We start from the raw sequence: 8,326 nt of genomic DNA, 5'->3' as shown, positions 1-8,326 counted from the left end.
CCCCTACTTTTGCGGTAGGTGGGGTTTATGGGGCGCTTACGGAGGTTTTGCAGTAAGCAGATAAAACAACACCGGCACGAGGCCGGTGTTAGATCAAGCTGGAACTACGTTTACGTACAACGACTAAAGGCTAAACGAAGCGCCGCGCCAATGTCATCGAGGGAGCTGCTAGAAGAAATAACGACATAGTCTTTTTCAGTTATCCCCTTTCCACTCCAAGCTTCCAGCTTCTCATGATGACTCGGGCGTATTGTTATAAGCCCATCAACTGCATCCATTGAGCAGCTTTTCATGTCCTTGAATAGTGCACGCTTAGTTTTGTAGCCAAATCTTATCATCACATCAGCTATCCACTCATTATATTGAATAGCAACGCGACCTCTTAAATCAAAAAAACCCAGATCCTCCTTCGGGTCAATCATCCGACTAACAGCCAAGGAGTCCAAAACACTCCCTCCTAGCTCGCTATCAGCAGATGAGTGCGACAGGAAAAACCTCTTTCCTTCAGGATCGGGGAGACAATTGAAGTAGCCGGAGTAGGTCTCAATAAAAATAAAATCGTCATTAAACTTAACGTAAGCCCAAGATTTATTATTCAAATTATTCATTTATTTCACCGCACTTATGATCACTTTCACACCTTGAGATTGACCGTACTCTACTGCACGATTTATTTGAGCCCATTGCGCTGAGGTTGTTCCCGAAGGAACGGCAACACGCAGCTCACGAGCGGCAATCATGCTGCTATCTAGAGGGACATTACCAAGGGTATACGTTTCAAATTTAGCAGCCGCATCTATATTTCCTTTCAATGAGTTGTAAACCTGAGACGGATTTGCCAACTTGGCCGCAGTGGTCGTGTCTAGCGTTTTTGCACTCATTGCTGTACCCGTTGACGGGTCATAAAAATCGAACGTTTTGAAGTTAGGCGGTAGCCGCGAGCTTGCTGGCAGCTGAGAAGCTAGATAATCCTCCCAAGGCATGCCCTGTCCTTGAATACCCTTGCCCCACTCAATCCCCGTTGCAGCTTGGTCTATTGTTCCTGCTGCACCTTTTGCACCTAGCTCGCCGCTAAAGTCACCAACGCCATCTACAACCTGCCCGTTAACAGTCGTCGTTCCTGAAGGATAGTCTCCAGAAAGCTTTCCACTATACGGACCTTCAGAGCTAGTCCAAGCAGGTGTACCGGTCGGACCTTTTGTGTTGGCGCCAACCTCCGCTACATCTGCTGCCCCTTTTGCAGCTCCACTTACCTCGCCGCCGACACCCGAGGACAGCCTAACATCCGGAATCCCGAGGCTAGCAGCGCCCATGGCGCCAACAACAATATTCCCAATACCATTCCAGATGTCGCCATTGACCACCTGGTTTGCACCATAGCCTGCCTGCATCGTACCACTGACGGCGGCGGCGGCACGAATCCCGAGACCCAGCCCACCAGGCATCGCATAGAGAGCGGGGCTACCAATGTTCGAAAGGCCTTGCTGCTCATTATTGATACGCAGATAGCCTTGAGCATCCTTGTATACAAGCTCATTCGTACTCTGTTCGCGGGTCCAGGATAATTGACTCCAGAGATCCGGCTGTTGCGCACGTAAGGCATCAGCATAGGCATTCTTGGCATCCGTCGTGCCCGCGTAGTGATAGTCACTAACGGGAGCCGGACCATTTTTCACCAGCATTTCAACACTGGCGGCCGCCGCCTCCGGCCCATACTTAAGTGCCTGCTCGTAGCCATAGACCTGCAAATAGGCAGCCAGCTCGATTCGATCTGTTGCAGAAAGAGAAGTCGGATCTTTATGAAAGGCCGCTAATAGATCGTCACTGCGCTGGTCCGCCCCGTCAAGGGTCACCAGCTTCCTGGCGGAGTCGATGGATTTGGTTTCTTCAAAATCCTGACGCGCTCTATCGCGCTCGGCTTGAGAATGATCGCCCAGAAAGTTGTACTGTGTGGCGTTCTCCGCCACGGCGGACGCAATCCCTACATCACCGCCGGACGCGGCGGCCCCCAGTACCGCAACAATCTGCGTCAGCGCCTTCAGGTTCGCTTCGGCTCTTATGTACTCGGCAGAACCAGGGGTCAGGTTTTCGGGCAACAGTTTGTCGCCCAGGGCACCTACCAGCAGCTCGTTGGCTCCGCCGGCAATCGCCCCGGTACGGAAGTCACCACCCATGGCCTTGGACAACAAACCACCTAGACCGGCATGCAGCAGGGTCTTCTCCAAGCTACCGTTATCCAACCCCAGGTCGCCTATCTTTCCGGCCCCGATAGCCCCACCAATACTGGCAGCAGTCCCCGCCGCCGAACTGGCTAGGTTGTCCTTAAAGCTGCCGCCATACACGGCGGTTTTAATCACCGAATCCGCTGCTACCTTCAATGCAACGGTTTGTGCACTTTGAAGATTGAAGCCCACACTACCGGGATTGTAGTTAAGGCCTTGCGCCACACCCGCCGTCGCCATCGAAACGGCATAGCTCTTGAGACTGTCCTTGGAAGTGACATCTTTGAGTACCGCCCCAAGGTTGCCCCGATTGTCAATGGTGCTAACGGTCGCCTTGGTCGCAACAGTTAACGCTCCTGCCTGGGTTATCGTACTCAAACCGGCCATCATCGGGCCCATGACCGCTGCTAGCGCAATCGCGATGATCAACTGCGAAGCCGGTCCAAGCCCCGAGTTGCTGTATTGGTAGGAGTCGTGAATCTCCTTCACCAGATGCCAATCCACGTCACCGCGCTTCTCGGCGTCCTTGAGCCAGGCCATTTTCGGATCAGCCTTGACCATCGCATCGATGGTCTGGCTGACCGACTGTTGGTTGACCTGTTTGAGGTCGATTTTCAGACCTTGGACAGCCTTGATGGTGATGTTGCCGGCAGCCACCATCTGGGTCTGACGCAAGGTCTCGTCGGTCTTGCCGCTGCCTTTGGAAGCTACCCAGAACGCATTGTTATTGGTCTTCTCGTGACTCTCCTGATGCAGGTCCTTCTGTCCCTCGAAGGTAATAGCTCCACCACTCTCAATCGTCAGATCCTTACCACTCTCAAGCTTGGCCACCTGATAGTGCTGGTCGCTGCCACTCTGAAGCGTCAGGTTGCCACCGGTCTTGATCTCGCTCCCGACATTGGTGACCTGGGTGACTTCATCGTGCTGGGTCTTCTTGCGGCCCCAACTGCCCCTTTTCTTCATGTCGTACAGCGAGTAGTCGCTGTTTTGCGCGGACATCAGATCCAACTGGTCGCCCGCCACCAGATAGGCCTCATTACCCGCAGAGACCTTGCTGGCAATCAGCCCCAGGTCCTTGCCCGCGCTGAGCTTGACGTCCCCCCCGGCCTGAACGGTCGTCGCCATCTGAGCAACATGGTCTTTCTGGATGGTTTCCCTTCGACTTTTGGACAGGAAATGGCTCTCGTCCGCCGCCGAACCCAGCGTCAGGTTCTCCGTCGCGGCCATGGAGATATCGCGCTTGGCATCGATCTGGCTGGCGATGACCGTGAGGTCCCGCCCAGCCGTCATTTGCAGGTCATGCCCCGCATTGACCGTCGCCGCCGTCTGGGTCACGGAGCTGTCGTTTACCCCCCCACCATAGTTCGTGGAGCTACGGCTCTCAGTCGCCGCGATATTGATATCGCGCCCGGCATTGATCACCGTATCGCCACCGCTCTGCAACACGCTGCCGTTGTTGCTGACGTCGCGCCCGGCCTTGATGGTGAGGTTGTTCGCTGCCTCGATCCGAGCCGCATTGTCGAGCGATTCACGGTGGGCACTGACGAAGCCGACGGTCTGGTCGGTGCGGTTGACATCGCGCTGGTTGAGCACGTCACCAGTGACGGCCGTCACACTCACATCGCGCCCGGCAATGATCCCGCCCGACTGGTTGACGATGTTGTTGCTCGCCAATGCATCCAGGCGATTGCTCGCTTCAACCAAGCCGGTGTTGAGCAGATCCTTGCCCGCCAGAGCCGACAGGTTGCTACTCGCACGCAAGGTCCCGCTGTTTTCCAGGTTGGCCCCGGCGATCAGGGTGACATCCGCCCCTTGAATCAACGCGCCATTTGGCGCCAGGCGGTTGGTGGCCTGGGCCAGGTAAAGCACCGGCACCAGCACCTCTTCACCGTTGACGACCTGCTTTTCCATCCAGACTATATCGTGGGTCAGTGCCGCGACTTGCTGGGCGGTCAAGCTCACGCCAACCGAAAGATCAAGCTGCTGCTTGCTACTGATGGCGTTGTCCATCAGGTATTTGAACAGCTTCTCGTCCGAGGTCTGACCATCGATAAAGCGCTGCCCGGTACGCGCCACCACCGCCTGCTGAATCAGTTTCTGCTCATAGAAGCCATCACCCAGGCGCTTGGCACTGGTGTCCGGGTTGTACCCCAGATTGGACAGCAAGTAGTCCGAGCTCATGAACTGCTTGAGGTCGGTCAGCACCGGGTTGGTTTCGATCAGGTATTTCTGCGGGCGGGTCCGGCCCGAGGTGTCCGGCAGGCCCTGGACGCGCGCCAGACTCTGGCCGCCGCTAGCCGCCGCAAGCGCTTGCACATCCGTTGCACCTGGCTGACGCTCGGCGAGGCCGATGGGGGTGCCCACGACACGCCAGTCCGGAAGCACCACACCCTGCTGAGCGGAAGCGCTCTGCCCGCTCAGGTGGAACAGGCCGTTCTGCCCGGTGGGCAGGCTGAATCCCGGTAGCGCGAGGGGATTGACCTGTTGCTGGGCAAGGTTCGGGGGCAGTTGGGCATTGATCCGAACCACGACCGGCGCGCCAGTGCCGGCCACCTGGGTGGTCTGGACTTTGTTGGCGCCCGCGCTGAACCCATAGTCCTGGTGAATGACGCTATTGGTCAGGTCCTGGGTCGCGGAGATCGAGACATTGCCGCCGGCCTGGATAACGGCGCTGCGGCCTGAAGCACTGCCGTTCTTGGCGACTTCAACGTCACCGGTCAAGGCGAATAAGGGGGATGATTGCAACTGACTGGGCAGCGCTACCAGGTTGTTGGGGTCATACTGGGATTGCGGTTTGGTGCTTAAATTGGATAAATCGTCGGGTAAGTCGAAGCGGTTCACTCCCTCACCAGTGACGGCATCAAAGAACGCAACGACCGGATACTGGTCATGGTCGCGACCTCCACCACGCGTAGAATTCACAGCAAGCGCCCTACTCACACCACCAGAATCATTGATGTAGTAGATGTTCGGAAAATCAGGGTTGTTTCGCGCGTTGTAATTAAACGCAGCGTCAGAAAAATCATTGATGATATCCTTATCAATATCACCCGTCAGATAGCTGCGCGTGCGCTCAATCGTGCCGCTGACCGCCCCGACGTTTTTCACATTATCGGCCTGAATGGCAATATTGCCGCCGGCACTGATAGTGCTTTTGCTATTGAGAAAGCTGCCACCGCGAAAGGTAAAGTCACCTCCCGCCGAGAGCGACGCGGCGGCACTGGTGTCAGTGTCCTGTCCTTCGAAAGTTTCACGAACGACAATATTGGCACCGTAATAACTCCCCCAACATCTGATGCATTTAATCGCGATAAAACCCGAGACCAACTTGCGTCCCAGGCTGAAACCCTCCGTACGGTTCTCGAAGTTGGCGGCATTGATATTGAACTGGCCGGTACTTTCCAACGACCCGGAAATATTGCTGACCTGGTTCGCCTGGGTCGCACTGCCATAGCCACCGATACTGACGGCGCCAAAGCTGTAAAGCTGCGCCGAGTGGTTGGTGAAGCTGTTGACCTGCAACGCGGTATCGCCACCGCTGAAGATCAGGCCATTTTCATTCAGCAGACTGGGCGTGCTCAGCAGCAGGTTGCCGTTGCTGCCCAAGGTCCCGTAGTTATTGATTGAGCCGGCATTGACGCTCATGCCGCCAGCCGACGTGATGCGGCCGTAGTTATTCAACTGGCCGCCGACATTGAGCGTGGTATCGCCCCCCCCCGGCAATGCTGGCGGTGTTGCCCAGACTCACCTGGGCGGCACTCAAGCCCAGAGTACCCAGGCTGGTGTAACGACCATTGCCGCTGTAGCTACCACTCAAGTTCAAACTGGCCGTGCCGTCACTGGCGATCAACCCGTCGTTGCTCCAGTTGACACCGCTGCCGCTGAAGCTTTCTGTGGCGAGCAACTGCCCGCTTCCGGTCTGGGTCAGGTTCTTGACATTGACCGTCAGCCGCCCGACCTGGATCACGCTGCTGTTGGTCCAGTCGTCAGCCGTCAAGGTCAGACCGCCGCGGGTCACCAGGCTACCGCCAGCATTGATGAGATTGACCGTGGCGGTGTCGAAGGTTCCGAGACCGGTGTGCAGTACGCTGCCACCTTGGTTCATGAAACTGCCGACGCCCAGGGTCAGGTCGCTGTTGGCGGTTTCCAACTTGCCGTTGCTGTTGTCGAACAGCCCGCCGATCTGGAATTCGGTCTTGCCGCTGCCGCCCAGTGCGCGCAACTGGCCGTTCTGGTTATCCAGGCTGGCAGCCCTGATGCTCAATGTGCTGCCACTTTCGATGATGCCCAGACGGTTGTTCAGCGCGCCATCCAGGCCGAGGGTGATCTGACTGCCGGAAATCTGCCCGTCGTTGTCACCGCTGTTATCGAAGTTGTGGCCCGTGACCTGGACCACGCCCTTGGCATAGAGCGCGCCATTGCGGTTGTCGAAGTCGCCTGCTCCGGTGGCGATCACGGCATCACCGGTTTGCGCAGCGATGCGCCCGCCGTAGTTGTCGATGCCACCCCAGGCTTGCAGGTCCAGGCGCTGGGCCTGAATCTGGCCGCCCTGACGGTTGTTGTTGAGGTCGTAGCCGTTTCTCAACACACCGACGACGCGGGTCGTCAGCGCGCCGCTGATGCTCGACAACAAACCACCTCGGCTGTCGAGGCTGGCCGCCTTGACGAACAGATCACCGCTCTGGGCGATCACCTTGCCGCTCTGGTTGTCGATAGCGCCGCTGACGTCGAGGCTGACCGCACCCTTGCCTTGCAGCGAACCCTTGCCGTTGCCGAGACTGGTGGCGGTCAGTTGCAGGTCGCCGTTGCGGCTGGCGATCAGGCCGCCATTACCGTTCTGTACCGCACCCGTCGAGGTGATCAACAGCTTGTCGTTGGCGCTGACAAGGCCGCCATTGCTGCTGTCCAGGCCGCCGGTGAGCAAGGTCAGCAAGCCCTGGCTGGAGAGTTGACCGCCCTGGTTGTTGATCTGGCTGCTGCGTTGCAGCAGCAGCGGACCGGCGCCGGAGAGTTTGCCGTTAACGTTGGTCAGTGTGCCAAGCAGGTCGAGGGTCACACCAGCGCCGCTGCTCAGGGTGCCATTGCTGTTATCCAGGTCGGTACCGGTAAAGGTCAGCGCCTGTTGCGCCTGCACCGTAGCGCTGTTGTTCAGGGCCATGGCGTTCAGCGTCAGCGCCGTGCCGGCGTCGATCAGGCCGCCTTGGGCGTTGTTCAGCAGGCCCGTGATGGTCAGGCTTTGGACCCCCGCACTGGAGAGACTGCCGGCAGTGTTATCCAGGCTGCCCGCCTTGACGGTCAGGACTTGCTGGCTGGCCACCGCCCCGGCATTGCCGTTGAGCAGCGCACCGCTGAGGGTCACATCGACATTGCCGCTACGGCTGGAAACCGTACCGTTGTTGCGGTTGTCCAGGCTGCTGCCGGTGAGCGTCACGCCCTGCCAACCGGACAGCAAGCCGCCGTTCTGATTGATCAGGCTATCGGCGGTCAGGGTCAACAGGTTGTTGCTGATCAGCTTGCCGCCGTTGCTGTTGTCCAGCGTGCGCCCGGTCAGGTTGAGGCTTTGCGTGCTGGTGAGTGTGCCGCCCTGGTTATTCAGATCGCGCAGGCGGTTGAGGGTCAGGTTGCCAGCGGTGGTGATCTGCCCGCCGGCGTTGTTCAGATCGCCCGTGGCCGCACCGAAATCGAGGGCGATGGCGCTGCCCAGTAGACTACCGCCCTGGTTGTTGAGGCCGGCGCTGTTAATGGTCAGGCTGTTGGTGGCGTTGATCAGGCCCAGACTCTGGTTGGTCAACTGACCGTCAACGGTCAGGCCCAGGTCAGCACGGCTGCTCAAGGTGCCGCCGCTGTTGTCCAGGCTACCGGCATGCGCATCAACCGAAGCCGCCGCGATCATGCCCTTGATATTGCTCAGGGCCTGGCCGATACGCAGGGTCAGGCCCTGGTTGCTCAACAACTTGCCGCTGTCGTTGTTCAGGCTTTCAGCCGCCAGAGTAAACGCCTGGGCGCTGGAGATTTCACCGCCCTGGTTGTTCACGCTCTTGAGGTTGTTCAACACCAGCAGTGGTGCGTTGATCAGGCCACCCGGGTTGTTCAGTTGCCCATGG

The 8,326-nt window shown here is 58.0% G+C and carries 2 protein-coding genes and 1 pseudogene; all 3 read right to left on the bottom strand.

Annotated features, from left to right (window positions below):
* Nucleotides 1-110 precede the first annotated feature (110 nt).
* Nucleotides 111-608: a contact-dependent growth inhibition system immunity protein gene (locus M5B42_RS31930; protein ID WP_103497569.1), complete on the bottom strand. Its 498-nt coding sequence runs from the start codon at nucleotides 606-608 to the stop codon at nucleotides 111-113.
* Entirely contained in the window at nucleotides 609-5,903 is a 5,295-nt protein-coding gene (locus M5B42_RS31925) for a DUF637 domain-containing protein (protein ID WP_349292796.1), read from the bottom strand.
* Nucleotides 5,896-8,326, bottom strand: a pseudogene (locus M5B42_RS32215) (hypothetical protein); the annotation flags it as partial. The gene M5B42_RS31925 and the pseudogene M5B42_RS32215, both read right to left, overlap by 8 nt.

The sequence above is a fragment of the Pseudomonas sp. MWU12-2037 genome (assembly GCF_023242345.1).
Classification (GTDB): Bacteria; Pseudomonadota; Gammaproteobacteria; order Pseudomonadales; family Pseudomonadaceae; genus Aquipseudomonas; species Aquipseudomonas gingeri_D.
Note: the sequence above shows the minus strand (reverse complement) of the source record. Positions and strands in the feature narration are given on the sequence as shown.